The organism is uncultured Microscilla sp., assembly GCF_947493425.1.
GTDB lineage: Bacteria > Bacteroidota > Bacteroidia > Cytophagales > Microscillaceae > Microscilla.
The window spans coordinates 1-19,601 of sequence record NZ_CANLRP010000032.1 but is presented as its reverse complement, the minus strand read 5'-3'; the positions used below and the strand labels follow the sequence as shown (position 1 = coordinate 19,601).

The following is a 19,601-nucleotide window of genomic DNA, read 5'->3' as shown; positions in this document are numbered from 1 at the left end:
TGAAAATAACAAGTAGGTTTTGCTTTTACTATCCAATAATTTTGCTAAATGTCTTATAGGCTGGTAGTTTTTCAATAAAAAAATGCAAAGTTAATCACTTTTACTTCCTAAATATCTTTAGCTTATTCTTTACTCTTTGTAAAAACGAAGTAGGTTGTCGTTGTTTATGATTAAAAGCTACGATTTTTTTTCTGGCTTCTGCCGATTCCTCCAGTCTAATTTTGTTTACTGTAACGCTGGCTGCTGTTGGCTGGTTTAGATGCAGCTCTGAATATGTGCAATGTTCACCCGAGTTATCAAAACCAATGTTACGTGTTAATGATTTTTTAGGGTATAAACACAAGCCACCTTCCAAAAAAACACTTGCCTGCCACTTGATAGCCCAAGTGTTGAGTCTACCTGTAATGTTAGCTTCTAAGTGTTCGATAAAGTCGTAAGAGTTATCAATGTTAAATGCGGCTGTTTGCCCCAGTTCTCTGATCCTGCCAAGCAAATATTGAGCATCCAAGTTTAACGTTGCCCAGTCAGAGACCCAAGTACCCCACCCCCAACAAGATGTTTTTTTAAAGAAAAAAGTGTCTGGCAATTGTTTGCTCATACGCACTGGGGGCACATGCCCCGAAACCTGCATTACTTTTGGTTCGTTGGCATATAGGTCGAGTGCTTGGTTCATATATGCAAGAAACCCTGGCGAGGTAACTATGTCGTCTTCTAAAACTATCACCTTGCCATGTTGCTGCACTACTTTGGTTACTCCATCTATAATGTTTTTTGCTAGTCCAAAGTTTTCGCCCCTTTCTATAAGAATGACCTCTTTGCACCAGTGTGTTTGCTTTACTATTTGTCTTACTTTGTTTACCTGTGCCTGCGTTGCGTCAGTTTTTGGAGCATCGGCAAATACATACAATACCGACTCTTGACTCAGGGCATTTTTTTGTAGGCTTTGCAATACTTTTTGAGTATGCCTAGGGCGGTTGTAAACGAATAGGGTTATGGGGGCTAAAGTTGCCAAAACATAGAGTATTATTGATCGACTTTTACTGAAAATACAATTTTAGTAAACAAAACAAGTTTACAACACATTTTATAATATACAGATCCAGGATTTTTCCACCAATTCATTAAAGCATCTAGTAACTTAAATACTAAATGCCTAACCCATTATTTCGGCGATTTTTGCCCACTTACTTTACTTCAAAAAGTTTACGTAGCTCCGGTTCCGATATGCATCGCATGCGTCAAAGCTTAATTTTACGAACACTTAAAATACCGTCAAAATCATCAAAAACGACTCTTTTAGGCGCAACTCCTACGGAGCCGTGTCCCGTTTCGTTTATTTTTTCTACCAAGGTTTCTCCCCACTGGGGCTAATATTCGTAATAAGTGGCATAAAAACGAGCAAAGAGTTTTGAACGATTCCATAAAAATTGTGATTCAACACAACTTGAAGCTGGTTTTTACAGGCGGAATTTTAAGCCCTGACCAATGCGATATGCATCGGAATTGTAAACTAACTCTGCGCGATTTTTGAAGTTCATCAGAAAACAAAACTCATCCCAAATAATAGTGCATTTACTTAATGTTTAAGGTACTAGGGCAAATTCGGCAGTATCTCTGGAAGTTCCCAAATACATATAAGCTTCATTACGTCCTATATCATAAATACCATGAGGAATAACTTGCCCCTCAGCCAAAGAGTTAGAATCATGATCAAACGCTTGGGGAGCTTCTTTTTGTGTATAAACTTTACCTTCCTGATAGAAAGGACCGACCCATTCTTTCTTCTTGGTATCCATACTTAACACAGGATGTCCTGAGGCTTGGTAAGTGGTAATTAAAGAAGAGATGTTTTGAAATTGCTCATCTCGGTTTTCTACTTTTTTAATCGTACCTGTTTTCACTATTTTTCTACGGCGTCCCTGAGTAAATACATCAGTAGCTCCTAATACATCGGCTTAACAGAGATACTCAATACAACTACTGGTTATTTTAACCCCTAACTTTATTTCAAAAAAGCACTATTTTTTACGTGAAACTTCAATAAAGTAATGGTCTTTCCAAGTTTGACATATAATAACCTCTTTTACATTCTTAAATCTCGCGGAAAATATTTTGCTAAATGCACTTTTTTTAAAAGGGCTATTCGGGTTAATAAATCGCCAAGAAATAAGCCACAAGAGCTCATAAAGCCTTTTTTTGAAATTGAATTTATAATGTCTGATTTTTTGCTTTCTTATTTTAATTCTTTTATTAGACTCAAGCCAGTGCAGAAATTTTTTATTTAGAAATACAATATGATCAGGTATTTTTGAATAGTACCAATAAGTATAACTAGATAAATACACAGGAAAAGCATTGGTGGCTCCAGTAATGATGATTAGTTTACCATTTTCTTTAAGATGCTTTATAAGGTTATCAAGTATTTCAATGGGGTTACTTAAGTGTTCGAAAACATCCACTAAAGTAATAAAATCAAACTGCTGTTTTAGGTCTGTATTTTCATAAAAAAAATCTGACAAGATATTTAACCCATTATCCTTTGCAATTTTTCTACTTTCTAATTTAGGTTCAATACCATAGCGTTTGAGATGAGTATGTGGTTTTAATAACCTTCCTGTCCAACAACCAACATCTAACACAGCTGCATTTCCGGGTGCTTTCTTTAATATTTCATCTATTCTTAATTCATGGGGTAATCTTGCACTATAATTCCAGTGCTTTTCTATGTATTTAGAATAGTACTCTTGTAATTCATGAGGTGTATATTGACTATCCTTAAACCATAAACCACAACCTCTACACTCATAAAGCTTATACCCTTGTTGGTTAAGGCTATTATTTTGATATTGAGCGTATGACTCATTATTAATCGCTGTTATATTTTTGCTTTTGCAAGCAGGACAATGTTTCATTTAGTTTGTTATTTCTTTCTGAAAAGAATATCACCGTATGCTTCACTCTCTTCAAAAAACTCTTTCATTACTTCAAAACCCTGAGTTTTCATATATTCTATAACTTCTGTTTTTAATGGGCAACCTTCATAAAGTTCTTCTAAATTTACTTCTGTAAAAACCATTTTTGTCGTTTTTAATATATTTTCTCCCTCTTTTAAAGCTGTTATCTCATAGCCTTGCATATCTAACCACATAAAGTCTATTTTTTGAATACTCTCCTGTTTTGCCCAATTATCTAAGCAAACTGTAGCAACCTTTACAGTTTCGTTAAAAGTAATTTCAGGGAATAAATCTGTATGTTTTTTAGGCTTTAGCAAAGAACTCGCTCCATTTACTCCACCTTTGCTAACATTGATAGACATGTATCCATTTTTATCAGATAAGGCCTGTTGATAACGAAAAACGTTAGAGAATTCGCTGGTATTTTTTTCTAGTGCATTGTATATTTCTGGAACTGGTTCAAAAGCATAAATTTTTCCTTTGGGAAATAGCATGGCAAATTGAGCCGTATCAAAACCTACATGGGCTCCTGCTTCTAAAATATTAGGACTATTTCCAAGATATTTTTTGATAATTAGCTTTATATCATTCTTTGGAAGTTGTCTTTTCGTTTTATAATATCTATACTTTTCTAGTACTTGTTTTAGCATTAAGATTTAAGTTTTTGCCTTATGTTAGATAAAAAAATACATAGTTTTCTATTGAGAGATACAGGCTCAGAAAAATAAGTTTGAAAAGTAATCATGTCAGCTTTACGATTGACTTCTGTTTTATCAAGGTGTGCAACCTTTTCAATACTTTGAGTATCAATTTGTAATCTTTCAATAACACCCTGTACATTGGTAGTATGGGTGGCATCTTCGCCAAACCCCACATTTTTGACAAGGTTTTTTGTAGAAATCAGAGAAATACCTTGGTGTATCCAAATCGTGAAAAACCACTGATAATCCCATGTATCCACACTCTTGTAGGTTTCATATATCTTTTTCCAATAGATTTGCTCTTTTTTTGAAAAATGATGGTGCTTAATGATTTCTGTAATTTTTTGGATAGTCAAATCATGTCGAAATCTATATTTATTCCAGGCATTTTTCCAAGTTGCCCATCCCCATATTTGGGAATAATTTGAGCCATAATAACTTGTCTTTAGTTCTATTTTGCTGTTCAAAAAATTACTTCCACCAATATGCATCACTCGCTCATTGTCTTTATAATAATCTAATAGTTCTTCACAAAAATGGAAAAAACTCAAATCAGGCAAGGTATCATCTTCCAGAATAATTCCCTGCTCTACCTGCTCAAAAAACCAGGTAATGCCTTCGCTTACGGCTTTGCCACAGCCCAAGTTTTGCTCTCGAAACAAGGTTTTCACCTCGCAATCCCAATCGATGTTATCGGTAATGGTTTTTCTTACCGCATCTACTTTTTGTTGTTCTCCTTCTTTGTGTTGCCTTGCCCCATCAGCCGCTACAAAAAGCTGGCGAGGGCGTATCTGTTGAATGCGTTCAAATACTTGGCGAGTAGTATCAGGGCGGTTGAATACTAAAAATAGTATGGGAGTATCAAGCATTATTGTTTCTAATAGATAATTTTTTTAACAAAAAAAGTTATTCTTTTGGGTGGTTTTTTTCCCAAGATATAATAACTAGCAGAAATATTCCCCAGATAATTCGCCATGTGTATTTGTAGGAAAAAGCTACTCCGTCTTAATACTCTGTTAAAAATATAGTGGGTTATTTTTTTTATAAACGAAAGCCTTCCCAAAGTAGCTACGTGTTTTTTCTCTTCAGGCATAAGTTCTATTAAAGCTTTTTTTGAACTAATAGCCACTTCATACATTAGTTTTTTTAGGTATTTGAGTGTTGTACGGTGTGGAGGAATAATATGAACTAATTGTAAACTTGGTGATGCTCCAACAGCCCAACCATCAAGTATTGCCTGTAGTACGATTTGGGTATCTCCTGCTGAAGCCAAACTATTCCCTTTGCGGTCTGAAAGGCTGTATCGGTTATTTAACACAGCTTCTAAATAAGTTTTAATAGCAAGCCTGCGGATACTTAAGCCAGTACCAAAAGGGTGAGCAGGCGTCCAAGTAGTAGTTAAAGCATACTGCATCGAGTCAAGGTGTTTTTCTTGAAATACTCCACGCATCCACCCTTCTTTATCACTAGGTACAGGCTCCAAAAAATCAACATGTATATCTCCTGGTCCCCATACTCCTACAAAAGGATATTTATCATATAAAGAATATAACTCCTCTAAGTAAGTGGATTTTGGTTCATTATCATCATCAAAAAACACAATAATTGGGGCACTGCTATTTTGCACACCAGCCACACGAGCAGCAGTAAGCCCTTGCTTTTTTTCAAGAATAACTTTTGTCTGAAATGGGCATTTGTTTAGAAACTCTACCACATACTCAGACTCTGTTAATGGTAAATGGCTGTTATTATCTATAATTATACATTCAACACGTGCAGGGTTGCTGCTATATTGTAAATTATTGACGGCATCCAACAATCTGGCAAATATTTTCTTATCAGGATTATAAGTACATATTACTATGGCTAAATCAAATTGTTTTTCTATGTGCTCAACACCTTTTGTCATTGTAGTATAAACCTTTAATTTGTATTTAAATGCTCCAAAAAGTTTTTAAGTTCATTCATTTTCAACTGATAATCTATGTTTTGCTTTGCAAAATTTCTCATATCTTGTGCGTGTTGAGAGTTTTGCATGACTTGTTCTGTAAAGTTAACAATATCTTCAATGCTTACAGGAGTATCATCAGCTGGTATCTTGGTATAAAAAAAACTGATGAACTCATTATTTACCAAATCTACATCTATATTTGAAATAAAAAACGGGATACCACGAGACAAGTATTCTCTGGTCTTTAAAGTAGCAGCTTCTTGTAACCCATTTCTATGCATCCCCATTGAACTTGCTGCTATATGACATTCATCGAAAACCTGACTAGCTTCTTCATTAGTCATATTTCCCAAGAACTCTACTTGGTCTTTTAGGTTATATTTTTCGACCAAAAAGTGTATCTCCTCCATTACATTCCCAATGACTTGAAGCTTTACATTTACATCACCTTTGTACAGATGTAGACCTTCTATAAGCCTGTCTAAACCATGCCATTTGCCAGCAAAACCAGACGAGAATAAAATACGCAGTTCTTTCTGGTCATAATCAGGAGGGGTTCTTACATCTACTGATTCTACATCAAAGCCATTGGATATGGTTTGCCCCGTTAATTTATGACCAACCCTGTTGATTTCATAATCCGTTATTTCTTTACAAACTCCTATAATGCCTTTGGCATGTTTTAAAGCACGAGGAGCAACGTTTTTCTCATTAAACAATAAATACTTTTGACGAAAGCCTTCACGCTTATAAGCTTTCATTTCTACAGTTTCGATGGTATTGTGTTCAAATACAATTTTTTTGTGGTACTTTTTCATAAACCTTAAAAAATTGAAATCGGCATACCAAATAGGATAACGAAACAGAATTAGATCAAAATCTTCTTTCTGTAAGGCTTTGTCAAGCGTATCATAAAAGATCTTATTTTCATAATATACATGAAGCCTCCAAAAAAAGGGGGCACTATAAATTTTAGGTACATTGGTGATTTGGTAAGGAACAACTTTAATATTCAAGTCTGGATAATTTACTTCTTTTTCAGTATTCGCTACAAATATCCCTTTTGTTTCTACACCTAGCTGGTTGAGTGTCTTTATTTTATTTACTACTTTTTTTTGCACACCACTTGCTTGCATCCCACCCGAGTATAAATAGATTAATTTCATTGGTAAGGTTAATATAGTTTGTGAATTGTATTAGTGATGAATATAATTTGTTCCTCTGTCAACTCGGCAAACATAGGCAAAGATAATATTTCGTTTTGGTATTGGGCAGCCACTGGAAAATCGTTAGGTGTATGCTTAAACCTTTGATAACAAGGTAATAAAGGCAAAGCTGTGGGGTAGTGTATGCCTGTGGCTATTCCTTGGCTCTTAAGGTACTCTTTGAGCTTATCTCTTTGTTTGCTTCTTATTACATACAAGTGAAATACATGGCGAACGTTGGCTTGAGTGGCGGGCAAAATAATGTTTGCACCTGCGAGTAGTTTGCTATACTGAGCAGCGTTGTTGATACGAGCTTGTGTCCACTGATCCAAATAATGAAGTTTTACGTTAAGCACAGCTGCCTGCAAAGTATCCATTCGGCTATTGCGACCTTCTATTTGATGATCATGTTTTTTTAATTGCCCATGATTAGCTATTCTGCGCGCTTTTTCGGCTAACGCTGGGGTATTGGTAAGCATTGCTCCTGCATCACCATAAGCTCCTAAGTTTTTGCCAGGGTAAAAGCTAAAACTCGCACAGTGCCCCCACGCGCCTACTACTTTACCTTCCCTGCTTGCCCCATGTGCCTGGGCACAATCTTCCACTACCTTTAAGTTATGTTTTTTAGCTATAGCCATAATAGCAGGCATGTTGGCAGGATGTCCATACAAATGAACTGGAATAATAGCCTTGGTTTTAGAGGTAACCTTCTCTTCTATTTTTTCAGCATCTATAGTATAATAATCAGGCTCAATGTCTACAAAAACAGGGGTAGCTCCAACCAAAGTTACTACCTCAGAAGTAGAAATCCACGAAACAGCTGGCACAATCACCTCATCACCTGCACCTATATCCATTGCTTTCAACAATATTTCCAGCGAATCGGTGCCATTGGCACAGCTGATACAATGGTCAATGCCTGTATATTTGGCAAAAGCTTTTTCAAACTGTTTGACTGGCTCTCCTCCAACAAAAGAGGTATTTTGTAGTATTTGAGCTATAGCTTCGTCTATTTCTGTTTTAATACTCAGGTATTGGGCTTTTAGGTCAACAAAGGGTACTTGCATAAATTAATTTTTGATAGTGGGGTGGTTTTTAATTTTACGGGCGGGGTTTCCTACATAAAACCCTGGTTCGGTAATATCTTTGGTAACAACAGCTCCCGCACCTACTACAACATGGTCACAAATAGTAACAGGCAATATAGTCGCATTGGTACCTACAGATACGTGATTACCTATGCGCGTCTCTTTCCAAAAATCTTGATTGCCTCCAGCAGGTTTGCCTTGAGCAAATAAATCGTTGATAAACATTGCCCCATGTGATATAAAGCAATGATTGCCTATGGTTACCAGCTCGCAAATAAAAGCATGGGATTGTATCCGGCACTTACTGCCTATAGTTACGCTTTTTTGTATTTCGACAAAAGGACCTATAAAGCTATCTTCACCAATGGTACAACCATATAAATTAACAGGTTTAACTACCTTGACACGCTCGCCAAACTGTACATTTTTTATCCCTGATTCATAAAAGGTAGGCTCATTAGTCATATTAGTACAATTTTGCGTTGTTATATATCATTTCTATTGCTTTGATGCTTTTAATGCCTTCAGTACCCTCTACCACATCACCCGTGTCTTGATTAAAATTTTGAATAATATGCTCAATCACAAAAGGGTGATTAGAGCTAGTGCCTTGGTATTTACCATATAGGTTAGGTTTATCAGTATATTCTATAGTTGTATCTAAAGGCCAGGCTTGCACATCCCAATACTCTATTTTATTCAAATACTTACCTCCTATTTTAATAGTGCCATTTTCGCCTACAATGGTAATACTACCTTCATAATTTTTGCTGTATACAGAGGTTGTCCAAGTAATGGCACCCATTGTGCCACTGTCAAAAACAATCGATGCGTTGCCGCAATCTTCAATTTCTATTTCATGGCTTTTGGTGCTCAAGTGCGTCTTTGCATCTATTACATCGCCAAACCACCAGACCAATAAATCTATAAAATGACTCACCTGAGTAAAAAGGGCACCTCCCTCAAGCGCCTTTTTACCACGCCAAGGCGATTCGTCATAATAGCCTTGGTAACGATTCCACAATACGTCACATTTCACCATATATACTTGCCCTAACTTACCTGAGTCAAGTAACTGCTTAAGGAGCCTTACAGGAGTATTAAATCGGTTTTGTTTTACTACATATAGTTTTACGCCAGCCTCTTTAGCTGCTTTGTTCATTTCCTCACAATCTTCTACAGAAAGTGCCATTGGCTTTTCTACTAACACATTTTTGCCTTCTGCAATTGCAGTAAGAGTCATTTCTTTATGCAAATAGTGAGGTGTGCAAATATTCACAAAATCGCAGTCCGTATTTACCAACAACTGGTGATAATCATTGTACCAAGACACATTGTTATAGAGTTGAGATTGCTCTTCACAAATGCTTTCATCTATATCACTAATGGCAACCAACTCGGCATTGGGTTCAGCATCTACTACGGCTATATGCCGTCTGCCTATATTTCCGCAGCCTACTACGGCAAACTTAACTTTATTCATCGATGTTGGATACTTTATCACTGTCTAACAATATTTTACCTGGCTTTTGAGAGAAATAGGTTACCCCACCCATTCAACTTAAAAAGTTTTAACTATTCCTACTTTTGTTCTGTCCACATCTACTACTATGCACCTTTTAGGAATTGTTCAAAAATAAATTTACACTCTGAGGGGTGATTTTTCGCCTTGATACTTTGTTATTTTTATTGCCCGTAGCGCTGCTATGGGCGCAAAAAATAGCCTCGTCTCAAAACAAAACCTCTACCTCAAGAATGGTAATTTAATTTCTCACCATTCCTTACACTTAATTAAATGCCCCAATAGCATTAAAATATTAGTCTATTATGCTCTCCTGAAGGAACATGTTTTTTGTACCAATTACAATCTTTTACATATCTAGTCCATTGGTTGTAAAGATCTAAATATTCTCTCTCAGGACTAAAATCGTTTCTAAAGAAAGTAGGCTTAAAAATATATGAACGTTCTTCTTCATTTACCTCAAGCATTTTTACTATATCCTTGACAATATTGGCTGGTGTATGATGCTTTTCTATATACTTTCGCCCTTGTGCAGCTAATTTACAACGCCTTGGGTAATCATTTAAAACACTTTTGAGTTCCTGATAAATATTTTGAGGATTTATATCAATAAATGGGCAATCTTCTTCTTCATTTGCATAATCATAGTTGATACTTGTAAGCACTACTTTTCCACAAGCCAATGCTTCTCGGTCTTGTTTACCTGCTTGAGGGATCAATAGTTGCCCTATAAATATATCAGCCCTTGCATACTCTTTTATAGCTTCCATATAGGGTAAATTTTGTATCAACTTAAAATCAAAATCAAAACCTTCATCTCTCAGTTTATCAATTGTTTCTAGTATATATTTAGTTCCTTTTTGATCACTATTAGACGGGGCGTGCATCAATAAAGGCTTTTCGTGCCTTTGGGTAGGCTTATGAGGAAATATTTCTGGATTCATCATGACAAACCCTTTATGATAGGGGCGTAAAGCTAACTGAGACTGTGTAGGGTTACTAACTATTATATCGGCATACTTTTCAGCAGTACGCATATATAATAACCTTTGATTTAGGTAGTTTTCATCAAAAGTAATGGTCTTAGCATACTCAATAGGAGGTACATTATAATGAGCAAAGTCTTGCTTCATACTTTGATACCACCTTACGTCACTACCAACAAATATGGTAATAATTTTTTTACCCATTTGTTTTAGTAGTCTATAATCTTGAAAATCAGGATAAAAACTCGACCAAATAAACACAAAAGTATCACACTCTTCAATTGCCTTTTTATACACATATTTAACTGGGTCTAACTTATACTTTTCACCAGCCAAGTATTGTAATAAAAACCTTAATTTATAGGGACGTACTTTATCATACCATTTTTCATAGTTGTTTTTCAGGCTAGATATATCATATTGTATGTTTTCTTTTGTTACAAATGAAGCATGAACTTCATGAATAGCAGTAAAAGTATCAAAACCGTTTGCTTCAAATCCCTGTTGCCAATCCTGGATTTGGGAGGCAATATTAGTTAGACCAAGGAATACTTTTTTTTTTGATTTCATATTTATCTGAAATAGGCTCTTTGTTACTTTCACTAACTCCTAAAACAAGCAGCTGTAACCTTTACTAAAACCAATGAATCAACTACTCTGAAGAGTAAATGTTGCGTTCAACAGGACATACCCATGCGTTGTCCACTTAAAGTGTCCATTTTTATGTTGGGTAAACTCCAACACTCGAAAATCACAGATATTATCTATAATATCAACATCGTTTCCAGATGGGAACATAGACATGCTCAGGTTAAATGCATACTTTCCTGGCAATAAATTGTTTTCAACCTCAACTAATATTTTATGCCTCCCCTTATTAACCCTAAGTGTGGTATCTTTTGTTTCATCTTTACTTAAAGCCATGCCTATTTTTTCGCCATTGGCACTCACAATCTGAAAACCTACCAGCAAAGCTGGTACATCGATTAAAGCTTCAATAGTAAGACTTAAGCGAATTTTTTCTTTATAAAAAACAGTGTCCGTCACCTTGTGGTTATCGCTCAACAAGCGAACTTCTTTAAACAAAACCTCTCCTGTACCCGACCTAAACACATCGTCCGAAATAGTTCCATCAAACACTAGCCCTTTGTTTTTATTCAGATAGGTTTGCACAACACTATGTATGTCTCCGGTATCTTGTACTTGTCCATTTCTCAAAAGTATCCCCCTTGTACAAAGAGATTTTACACTTTTCATATTATGGCTTACAAACAACACCGTTCGCCCTTCTCCTTTACTTACATCTTTCATTTTTCCGATGGCTTTTTCCTGAAAATCAATGTCACCTACAGCCAATACTTCGTCTACAATTAAAACCTCAGGGTCAAGGTGAGCAGCTACCGCAAAAGCAAGACGTACATACATGCCCGAAGAGTAGCGTTTTACGGGTGTATCTACATATTTACTTACTCCCGCAAAATCTATAATTTCATCAAGTTTACTACGAATTTCCCGCTTATTCATGCCCAAAATAGCTCCATTGAGAAAAATATTTTCTCTCCCAGTAAGCTCAGGATGAAACCCAGTGCCTACTTCTAATAAAGAAGCTACCCTACCCTTCACTTTGATACTACCTTTGGAAGGTCCAGTTACCTTTGATAGTATTTTTAGTAAAGTAGATTTTCCTGCACCATTTTTTCCAATAATTCCTAATACTTCTCCCTGCTTTACTTCAAAGTTAATATTCTTAAGTGCCCACACATAGTCACCATCAATAGTATCTAGCTTGTTGCTTTCACCAATCTTCAGCAAAGGATCTTCCTTTCCTCTCATTTTAGCCCACCATCGAGCCAAGTCATCTTTGAGAGTGCCCGAACCTACCAAACCCAAGCGATATTGTTTATATAAATTTTCTACCTTTAAAACCGTTCTACTCATGTCTTCCTTTGTTCGAAAAGTGAATTATCCCAGTCAATGTACTTTCTAATCTCCTCTTGTATTTCGTTTATGCTTAATAAATACAATCCATTGTCAGAGGAGTATTGAAAATTATCAGAGACCTTCTTTAAATTAGCACTAGATAGTTTATAGTAATTAAAGTTAAACGATTGATTTTGAGGAACCACTAAATAGTGTTGCCCGATGTCATAAGTATAAGCAGTTTCTTCAGCTCCTATCAGTTCTTCATGTTTTTTCTCGCCGCTTCTTAGTCCAATTGTTTGATGAGCACACTCTGCGCAAATCGTATTGGCTACATCACTTATGCGGAAAGCTGACAGTTTAGGTATAATTATTTCACCTCCTTGAGAATGTTGTAACGCAAACAAGATGGTGTTACTTTCTACACCTATAGGAACATGAAAGCGTGTCATTTCTAAATCAGTGATGGGTAGTTTTTTATCTTTTTTCTTTCGTAAAAATAATGGAATAACAGACCCTCTTGACCCTATAACATTGCCATACCTTACAATTGTAAATTTGGTACAAGATTCATAAGGATGAAAGTTTGCGGAAATAAATAGTTTATCTGAGCACATTTTGGTAGCACCATAAAGGCTTACAGGATTGACAGCTTTATCAGATGATAACCCGATTACCTTTTTTACTTTATTTTGTTGAGCAGCTCTTATTACATTCTCTGTGCCCATGATGTTGGTTTTGACAAACTCCATAGAATTAGCCTCTGAAATATCAACTTGTTTGAGTGCTGCTGCATGCACAACATAGTCCATTCCAGTAAATACCTGATTTAACCTGTCAAAGTCCCTTATATCTCCTAAAATATATTTTATAGCAGGATATTTAGATTGAGGAAATTCCTCAGCCATTCGTTGCTGCTTGTATTCATCTCTGGAGAATATCGCTAAACATTTTATACCTGGTACCTCTTCTATAACTTTTCTAGTAAAGCGCCTACCAAAAGAACCTGTACCACCAGTTATAATGATTGATTTATTTTTAAAATCCAGCATTTGAATAATTAAGCTATTTTATAATTTGCTTCATTTAGGTTTTCGATGCTTAATCAAACTAGTTGAGCTATACCGTATCCATAAATGTTTTTTCAATCCGATGAAATAGTGCCACCCCTATCAAAAAGATAGTGATCGCAAGAATGAAGCTATAAGTCAATGAGTTGTAGCTTACTATACCTTTGCCAAAAAAAGCATACTTGAAACCTTCGAGAATAGATGCCACAGGGTTGAAATGCATATAATACTGTAACTTTGGGCTCAGTGAAGACATTGGATAAATGACAGGGCTGGCATACATAAATAGCTGTACCCCAAAACCTATCAACATGGTAAGGTCGCGGTATTTGGTGGTAAGTGAAGAAATGATAATACCTAGCCCAAGGCTAAGTATAGCCATGGTTAATATAAAAAATGGAATAGCAAGTATCCACATATTTGGCTGTAGACTGACGCCTCTCAGGTAAAAAACAAGATAGATGACAAGAAACAAAAAGAACTGAATAGTAAAGGAGAATAAACCACTGATAACATTTGAAACAGGGACAGTTAAACGAGGAAAGTACACTTTACCAAAAACCCCTTGATTTTCAACAAACGTATTAGAGGTTTTATTTAAATTATTGGCGAAATAGTTCCAGATAGTCACCCCACACATGTAAAACAAAAAGGCAGGTTGTCCATCAGTAGATAGTCCAGCTATGTTGCCAAAAACCAGCACGAACACTAAGGTAGTAAACAGGGGCTGTATGATGTGCCACAAAGGTCCCAGAATGGTTTGTTTATATACTGCAACAAAATCTCGCCGCACAAACAAAACAATCAGGTCACGGTATTGCCATAGCTCGTTGAGCCTTAGATCAAACCACGATTTTTTGGGTGTAATTATTTCTGACCATTGATCCTCAGTAGCTTTTTGAGACATGGGTTGTATCTTCGTTTTATATAAAAATTTTGTATGCCAGCACCGTAAAATCACTAAAGCCTTTGTGCAAGGTTTTTTCAGATTATTAAGTTTGCCTAAGTAAGCAAATAACAGAAATTTATTTACTTCACACAAAGTTTAGTAAAAATTATTTCAAAGCCGTTTACCAAAAACCCCAAAGCGAGCAAGTAACGCACTTTGGGGTTTTATGCTAAAAATTTACTGAGGTAAACCGTTCTGAAAGGCTTGATAGTCACTTACATTGGTGTCTACAGTAGTTTTACAACCAATAGACTGCGCCTTGGCTTTGATGTCTTGCACCCGGTTTTCGGGACTTGGGTGGGTACTTAGCCATACAGGAGTATTAGAACCTCCCTGGGCTTCTATCAACTCAAAAAATCCGGCTGCTCCGCTGCACTGATAACTGGTTTTAGACAAGTATTCTACCGAAAAGGCATCGGCTTCTGTCTCGGTGGAACGGCTAAAACTCAAACCACTTAAACCACCAGCAACATCTTTGGCAATGCCACTAATCCCAGTAGAGTTTTTGCCAAACACTACATCTAGCATCAAACTTACCCCATACTTTTTGGTAAGGTTGGTAGTAGAGTGACGTTTGTCGGCATGGGCAATCTCGTGTCCCATTACTCCGGCAAGTTGATCTTCGTTTTGCAAAAACTTAATCAGCCCTGTGTATACATAAATATAGCCTCCAGGGGTTACAAAAGCATTGAGGGTATTAGGATCATTGATGATAAATAATTGCCATTCGAAGACGTCTTTATTGTCTACCCCTCCACCGTTTAAAATATTGTCTCTTATTTTTTCCAAAAAAGCATAAGAGGTCGCATACTGGGTACGATCTAGCACAGGATATTCGGTAGGTTTACTGGCAATCTCGTCGCGTACCTGTTGCCCTAGTTTAATGTCGTCTTGTAGGCTAAATATATTTACTTTGCCATCCTTGGTACAAGTACAAAAGACTAAAGGAATGAGCATCAAAAACAAAGATTTAAATGTGTATTTCTGTATCATTATTTTATAAAAATGGTTGGTTTTTGAATGAAACGATTTAGTTTAATTGATGTTTTAAGTGTATGAAGTACTGGCAGTTTTACAAATTCTCAAAATCACCCTTATAGAAACATTACTCTTGCAGAAATTATTGCATAATCCGCTGTGGATTTCCTACCACTACTGTGTTATCAGGCACATCTTTTATCACTACTGCCCCTGCGCCTATGATCACGTTTTTGCCAATACAAACGCCTTGTTTTACTACTGCATTGGCTCCTATAAAGCTCATATCGCCTACTTGTACATTGCCGCATAGGGTGGCACCTGGGGCAATGTGGCAAAAGTCTCCTATATGGCATTCGTGCTCAAGGGTGCTCGATGTATTACAAATGGTTCCTACACCTACATAACAACAAGCGTTAATCACTACATTGGGGGCAACCATTACTCCTGTCTGATTTGCAATGTATGCTGCATGGCTCACAATGCTTTGGGGATGAATGGCGTTTACGGGCTGAGCAGTAGAGCCAACAAGTAATTCATACACTTTTTTACGGGCATAATTGTCACCAATGCTTATAAAATAAGTAAGCTTCTTCAATTGTTTACTAGTACTTGGAGCGGTTTCTTTGCCCTGATACTTTAAGAGGTAAGGATTACGGGCTTTTTCTTCCCTATCATAATACCCAGTAACAGTATACCCCATGCTAGTAAGTATATCAATGACCACATAAGCGTGTCCTGAATACCCAATCACCACTGCTTGATTCATTATTGTTCATCAAATTAACTAAAAAAGCTACAAACAGTGTTTACTATACGTTTGTAGCTTGTCTTTTATAACACTTTGCCTATTTTATTAAGCACTTAATTGGTTGAAACTAAGGAATTGTTCAAAAATAAATTTACACTCTGAGGGGTGATTTTTCGCCTTGATACTTCGTTATTTTTATTGCCCGTAGCGCTGCTATGGGCGCAAAAAATAGCCTCGTCTCAAAACAAAACCTCTACCTCAAGAATGGTAATTTAATTTCTCACCGTTCCTAACAAAGTACAGACCTTCACGTTGCCGTTTTAAGTTTCAGATAAAAAATTAAAATGCCATTTCAGGTATTTCTTCTTCTACAATTAATTTACCTGCTGTAGAATTTTTTATTTCTTCCAGGCTTACCCCAGGGGCACGCTCCAATACTTTAAAACCACCTTCGGGCACCACTTCAAATACCCCAAGCTCGGTCACAATTTTCTTTACACAATTTACCCCGGTTAGCGGAAGGCTACACTCAGGCAATAGTTTAGACTTACCGTACTTGTCTACGTGACGCATTGCCACAATAATGTTTTTGGCCGACGCTACCAAATCCATCGCGCCTCCCATACCTTTTACCATTTTACCAGGAATCTTCCAGTTGGCAATATCTCCATTTTCTGATACTTCCATTGCCCCCAAAATAGTCAGGTCAATGTGTCCTCCTCTAATCATACCAAAGCTATCGGCAGAGCTAAACAATACAGAGCCATCTACCATCGAAATAGTTTGCTTACCCGCATTGATCAGATCAGCGTCTACGTTTTCTTCGGTAGGAAAAGGACCAATACCTAACAATCCGTTCTCAGACTGTAGCACTACATCCATGCCTTCAGGAATATAGTTTGCCACCAAAGTGGGGATACCTATGCCCAAGTTTACATAATAACCATCTTTTAACTCTTTGGCAATACGCTGAGCTATGCCGTTTTTATCTAAAGCCATAATCAATATTTTTTGTCAATTAAAAAAATTGCTGTATTGCTAAATGGTTTTAGATACTAGTAAAATATTACTTAAATAACAATTTAGCAATTCAACCATGTAACAATTAGTTAGAAGAAACTGTTCTTTGCTCAATGCGCTTTTCGTAGCCAGTGCCCTGGAAAATACGCTGAACAAATACTCCTGGTGTGTGGATAGCATTAGGATCAAGCTCTCCGGCAGGAACTAACTCTTCTACTTCGGCAATGGTGATTTTACCTGCTGCTGCCATCATTGGGTTAAAGTTACGGGCGGTACCTTTAAAAACAAGGTTGCCGGCAGTGTCTCCCTTCCAGGCTTTTACCAAAGCAAAGTCGGCAATTAACCAGTTTTCCATTAGGTACATTTTTCCGTCAAACTCACGGGTTTCTTTGCCTTCTGCTACCTCGGTGCCATAACCTGCTGGAGTAAAAAAGGCAGGGATACCAGCTCCACCGGCACGAATACGCTCGGCAAGGGTGCCCTGTGGGGTAAGCTCTACTTCAAGCTCGCCCGACAATAACTGTCGCTCAAACTCTTTGTTTTCGCCTACATAAGAAGAGATCATTTTTTTCACCTGGCGTTGCTGGAGCATCAAGCCAATACCAAAGTCATCTACTCCGGCATTGTTAGAAATACAGGTAAGCCCTGCGGTCTTTTTTGCCACCAATGCACTAATGCAGTTTTCGGGAATACCACACAACCCAAAGCCCCCCAACATAAGGGTAGCATTGTTAGGAATGTCGGCTACTGCCACCTCAGCGTTATCTACTACTTTGTTTATCATTTTGTAAAAGTTTGTGTTGGTTACTTCTATTTTTTATTTAGAAATTGTGTCACATACAGCTTGGTTGTTACTATTTAATCAATAATTACCAAACTCTCAAAACAGGCAAGGCTTTCTACCTTTCTAATTGGATGTATAGCAGTTATTTTTGAACTATTGCTACAGCAACCTGTACATTTTTAACAAACTATCCAGGGTAATCAACTGTTCATAAAACTATCATTCCTGGTTTTTGTTGAGGGTTATTGCACTTTTGCTTAGTAATTATCAAACAATAATCAAAATTAGAATAATCGCCTGAAAAATAAAACCAAAGCCCAGCCAATAAAAACAAGTGCCTAAAGAAACTGTCTGGGAGGCTTTGATAACGGTAAAAAATTTTTTCATCTGATGCTATGGTCGAACAAATTCGGATTGATATATTTAAGGTTTTAAACCCTTTTATTCTAACAAATATATGCCACCAATCAAAGCTAAAAATTTTGTGGTTGAACTAAACAACCTCAATGCAGGAAAAATCGTGGAAACCAGTTACTCTGAAAACTTACAACCTCACCAGGTATTATTTAAAATAGACCAGTTTGCGTTTACCTCCAATAATATTACGTATGCAATAGTGGGAGATAAGATGGGTTACTGGAACTTTTTCCCTACTCAAGAAGGGCACGGAATTATTCCAGTATGGGGCTTTGCCAACGTAGCCGTGTCTAACCACCCCGATATACTCCCCGGACAACGCTTTTATGGATATTACCCCATGTCGTCGCACTTGTTGGTAAGTGCAGGCAAGGCGGCATCGCATGGCTTTATAGATGTGTCGCCTCACCGCCAAGGGTTGGCTCCAGTATACAACGGTTATGTCAATGTAACCCAGGATTTGTTGTACCACCCACAAAAAGAAGCCCTGCATAGTTTGTATGCCCCTTTGTTTCAAACCTCTTTTTTGATAGACGATTTGGTGGCTGATCAGGCATTTTTTGGGGCAACTCATATTGTATTAACCAGTGCATCGAGCAAGACAGCCCAGGCATTGGCATTTTTACTTGCTTTGCGCAAAAAACAAGAAAATCTCTCTATCAATATTATAGGGCTCACTTCGGCTAAAAACACTGATTTTGTACAACAACTAAGTTGGTATGATCAGGTACTCACTTATGACCAGATAACTACACTTGATGCACAACAAAAGCATGTAATAGTTGACTTTACGGGCAACCACCAAACACAATACCGATTGCAAACTCATTTGCAGCAGCAACTTGTATACAATTGTTTGGTAGGACTTACCGATTGGCAACATTTGCAAGGAACACAAACCCTTCCTCAACCTGGTGATTTCTTTTTTGCACCTACGCAAATGCAAAAGCGAGTGAAAGACTGGGGACTCAATGAACTAAAAAAACGAGTAGCTAAAGTATGGCATCAGTTTACCACTGAGGTACAGCCTGCTGTAGCTATAGATAAACACCAGGGGAGCCAGGCACTGGAACAGTTGTATCAAGAAATGTTGAGCGGCCAGGTTGACCCGCAAAAAGGGCATACGGTAAGTTTAGGGGGCTAAAACTATACTAACAAGCGCTTACCAAAAACAATGATTTATAGCAGCACAGTTTTTTATCCAGGCAAAGTACAGTGGGTTTGTCAACAGACTAAACGCACTATGGGCTGGTTTACAATTGTTTTTAAAATTACGATATTTGTGCAATGGATTTACACTCACAT

At 37.1% G+C, this 19,601-nt stretch carries 19 protein-coding genes; 1 reads left to right on the top strand and 18 read right to left on the bottom strand.

Annotation, left to right across the window (positions count from 1 at the left end):
* Positions 1–100: 100 nt before the first annotated feature.
* The 18 genes from Q0954_RS10995 to Q0954_RS10910 all read right to left on the bottom strand — a co-directional run bounded on the left by Q0954_RS10995 (position 101) and on the right by Q0954_RS10910 (position 17,879).
* Complete coding sequence (locus tag Q0954_RS10995; RefSeq protein WP_299456790.1) at positions 101–1,012, bottom strand: glycosyltransferase; 912 nt, start codon at positions 1,010–1,012, stop codon at positions 101–103.
* Between the two features lie 571 nt (positions 1,013–1,583).
* Positions 1,584–1,901, bottom strand: coding sequence for a hypothetical protein (locus Q0954_RS10990; protein WP_299456788.1), 318 nt, complete (start codon positions 1,899–1,901; stop codon positions 1,584–1,586).
* 117 nt (positions 1,902–2,018) lie between these two features.
* Positions 2,019–2,912, bottom strand: a complete 894-nt coding sequence (locus Q0954_RS10985) for a class I SAM-dependent methyltransferase (protein WP_299456786.1) — start codon at positions 2,910–2,912, stop codon at positions 2,019–2,021.
* Positions 2,913–2,920: 8 nt separating this feature from the next.
* Positions 2,921–3,604, bottom strand: coding sequence for an FkbM family methyltransferase (locus tag Q0954_RS10980; protein WP_299456784.1), 684 nt, complete (start codon positions 3,602–3,604; stop codon positions 2,921–2,923).
* Positions 3,604–4,524: a nucleotide-diphospho-sugar transferase gene (locus tag Q0954_RS10975; RefSeq protein ID WP_299456782.1), complete on the bottom strand. Its 921-nt coding sequence runs from the start codon at positions 4,522–4,524 to the stop codon at positions 3,604–3,606. Before Q0954_RS10975 ends, Q0954_RS10980 begins: the two co-directional genes overlap by 1 nt.
* 8 nt (positions 4,525–4,532) lie before the next feature.
* Complete coding sequence (locus Q0954_RS10970) at positions 4,533–5,564, bottom strand: glycosyltransferase (RefSeq protein WP_299456780.1); 1,032 nt, start codon at positions 5,562–5,564, stop codon at positions 4,533–4,535.
* Between the two features lie 14 nt (positions 5,565–5,578).
* A complete protein-coding gene (locus tag Q0954_RS10965) occupies positions 5,579–6,772 on the bottom strand; it encodes a glycosyltransferase (RefSeq protein ID WP_299456778.1) in 1,194 nt (397 codons plus the stop codon).
* An 8-nt stretch (positions 6,773–6,780) separates the two neighbouring features.
* Positions 6,781–7,878, bottom strand: coding sequence for a DegT/DnrJ/EryC1/StrS aminotransferase family protein (locus tag Q0954_RS10960; RefSeq protein WP_299456776.1), 1,098 nt, complete (start codon positions 7,876–7,878; stop codon positions 6,781–6,783).
* A gap of 3 nt (positions 7,879–7,881) precedes the next feature.
* Positions 7,882–8,364, bottom strand: a complete 483-nt coding sequence (locus Q0954_RS10955) for an acyltransferase (RefSeq protein WP_299456774.1) — start codon at positions 8,362–8,364, stop codon at positions 7,882–7,884.
* A gap of 1 nt (position 8,365) precedes the next feature.
* Positions 8,366–9,382 (bottom strand): Gfo/Idh/MocA family oxidoreductase, encoded by a 1,017-nt coding sequence (locus Q0954_RS10950; RefSeq protein WP_299456772.1) that lies wholly within the window; start codon positions 9,380–9,382, stop codon positions 8,366–8,368.
* 326 nt (positions 9,383–9,708) lie between these two features.
* Positions 9,709–10,977 (bottom strand): glycosyltransferase, encoded by a 1,269-nt coding sequence (locus tag Q0954_RS10945; protein ID WP_299456770.1) that lies wholly within the window; start codon positions 10,975–10,977, stop codon positions 9,709–9,711.
* 78 nt (positions 10,978–11,055) lie between these two features.
* Entirely contained in the window at positions 11,056–12,345 is a 1,290-nt protein-coding gene (locus Q0954_RS10940) for an ABC transporter ATP-binding protein (RefSeq protein ID WP_299456768.1), read from the bottom strand.
* Positions 12,342–13,379, bottom strand: coding sequence for an SDR family NAD(P)-dependent oxidoreductase (locus Q0954_RS10935; RefSeq protein ID WP_299456766.1), 1,038 nt, complete (start codon positions 13,377–13,379; stop codon positions 12,342–12,344). The genes Q0954_RS10940 and Q0954_RS10935 overlap by 4 nt, the downstream gene beginning before the upstream one ends.
* A 67-nt stretch (positions 13,380–13,446) precedes the next feature.
* The gene (locus tag Q0954_RS10930; RefSeq protein WP_299456764.1) at positions 13,447–14,304 is read right to left on the bottom strand and encodes an ABC transporter permease; all 858 of its coding nucleotides are present in this window, start codon (positions 14,302–14,304) and stop codon (positions 13,447–13,449) included.
* Positions 14,305–14,523: 219 nt separating this feature from the next.
* Positions 14,524–15,339: a M48 family metalloprotease gene (locus Q0954_RS10925; RefSeq protein WP_299456762.1), complete on the bottom strand. Its 816-nt coding sequence runs from the start codon at positions 15,337–15,339 to the stop codon at positions 14,524–14,526.
* Positions 15,340–15,466: 127 nt separating this feature from the next.
* Positions 15,467–16,093, bottom strand: a complete 627-nt coding sequence (locus tag Q0954_RS10920; protein ID WP_299456760.1) for an acetyltransferase — start codon at positions 16,091–16,093, stop codon at positions 15,467–15,469.
* Positions 16,094–16,414: 321 nt separating this feature from the next.
* Positions 16,415–17,074, bottom strand: coding sequence for a 3-oxoacid CoA-transferase subunit B (locus tag Q0954_RS10915; protein WP_002692854.1), 660 nt, complete (start codon positions 17,072–17,074; stop codon positions 16,415–16,417).
* Positions 17,075–17,180: 106 nt separating this feature from the next.
* A complete protein-coding gene (locus Q0954_RS10910) occupies positions 17,181–17,879 on the bottom strand; it encodes a CoA transferase subunit A (RefSeq protein WP_299456754.1) in 699 nt (232 codons plus the stop codon).
* 457 nt (positions 17,880–18,336) lie between these two features.
* Between Q0954_RS10910 and Q0954_RS10905 the strand changes: the two genes are divergently transcribed.
* A complete protein-coding gene (locus Q0954_RS10905) occupies positions 18,337–19,440 on the top strand; it encodes a DUF2855 family protein (protein ID WP_299456751.1) in 1,104 nt (367 codons plus the stop codon).
* The last annotated feature ends 161 nt before the right edge of the window (positions 19,441–19,601 follow it).

Excerpts from the sequence above, each read along its gene's own strand:
- Q0954_RS10985 (WP_299456786.1), bottom strand. The coding sequence starts at position 2,912 with ATGAAACATTGTCCTGCTTGCAAAAGCAAAAATATAACAGCGATTAAT.
- Q0954_RS10980 (WP_299456784.1), bottom strand. The coding sequence starts at position 3,604 with ATGCTAAAACAAGTACTAGAAAAGTATAGATATTATAAAACGAAAAGA.
- Q0954_RS10975 (WP_299456782.1), bottom strand. The coding sequence starts at position 4,524 with ATGCTTGATACTCCCATACTATTTTTAGTATTCAACCGCCCTGATACT.
- Q0954_RS10970 (WP_299456780.1), bottom strand. The coding sequence starts at position 5,564 with ATGACAAAAGGTGTTGAGCACATAGAAAAACAATTTGATTTAGCCATA.
- Q0954_RS10965 (WP_299456778.1), bottom strand. The coding sequence starts at position 6,772 with ATGAAATTAATCTATTTATACTCGGGTGGGATGCAAGCAAGTGGTGTG.
- Q0954_RS10960 (WP_299456776.1), bottom strand. The coding sequence starts at position 7,878 with ATGCAAGTACCCTTTGTTGACCTAAAAGCCCAATACCTGAGTATTAAA.
- Q0954_RS10955 (WP_299456774.1), bottom strand. The coding sequence starts at position 8,364 with ATGACTAATGAGCCTACCTTTTATGAATCAGGGATAAAAAATGTACAG.
- Q0954_RS10950 (WP_299456772.1), bottom strand. The coding sequence starts at position 9,382 with ATGAATAAAGTTAAGTTTGCCGTAGTAGGCTGCGGAAATATAGGCAGA.
- Q0954_RS10945 (WP_299456770.1), bottom strand. The coding sequence starts at position 10,977 with ATGAAATCAAAAAAAAAAGTATTCCTTGGTCTAACTAATATTGCCTCC.
- Q0954_RS10940 (WP_299456768.1), bottom strand. The coding sequence starts at position 12,345 with ATGAGTAGAACGGTTTTAAAGGTAGAAAATTTATATAAACAATATCGC.
- Q0954_RS10935 (WP_299456766.1), bottom strand. The coding sequence starts at position 13,379 with ATGCTGGATTTTAAAAATAAATCAATCATTATAACTGGTGGTACAGGT.
- Q0954_RS10930 (WP_299456764.1), bottom strand. The coding sequence starts at position 14,304 with ATGTCTCAAAAAGCTACTGAGGATCAATGGTCAGAAATAATTACACCC.
- Q0954_RS10925 (WP_299456762.1), bottom strand. The coding sequence starts at position 15,339 with ATGATACAGAAATACACATTTAAATCTTTGTTTTTGATGCTCATTCCT.
- Q0954_RS10920 (WP_299456760.1), bottom strand. The coding sequence starts at position 16,093 with ATGAATCAAGCAGTGGTGATTGGGTATTCAGGACACGCTTATGTGGTC.
- Q0954_RS10915 (WP_002692854.1), bottom strand. The coding sequence starts at position 17,074 with ATGGCTTTAGATAAAAACGGCATAGCTCAGCGTATTGCCAAAGAGTTA.
- Q0954_RS10910 (WP_299456754.1), bottom strand. The coding sequence starts at position 17,879 with ATGATAAACAAAGTAGTAGATAACGCTGAGGTGGCAGTAGCCGACATT.
- Q0954_RS10905 (WP_299456751.1), top strand. The coding sequence starts at position 18,337 with ATGCCACCAATCAAAGCTAAAAATTTTGTGGTTGAACTAAACAACCTC.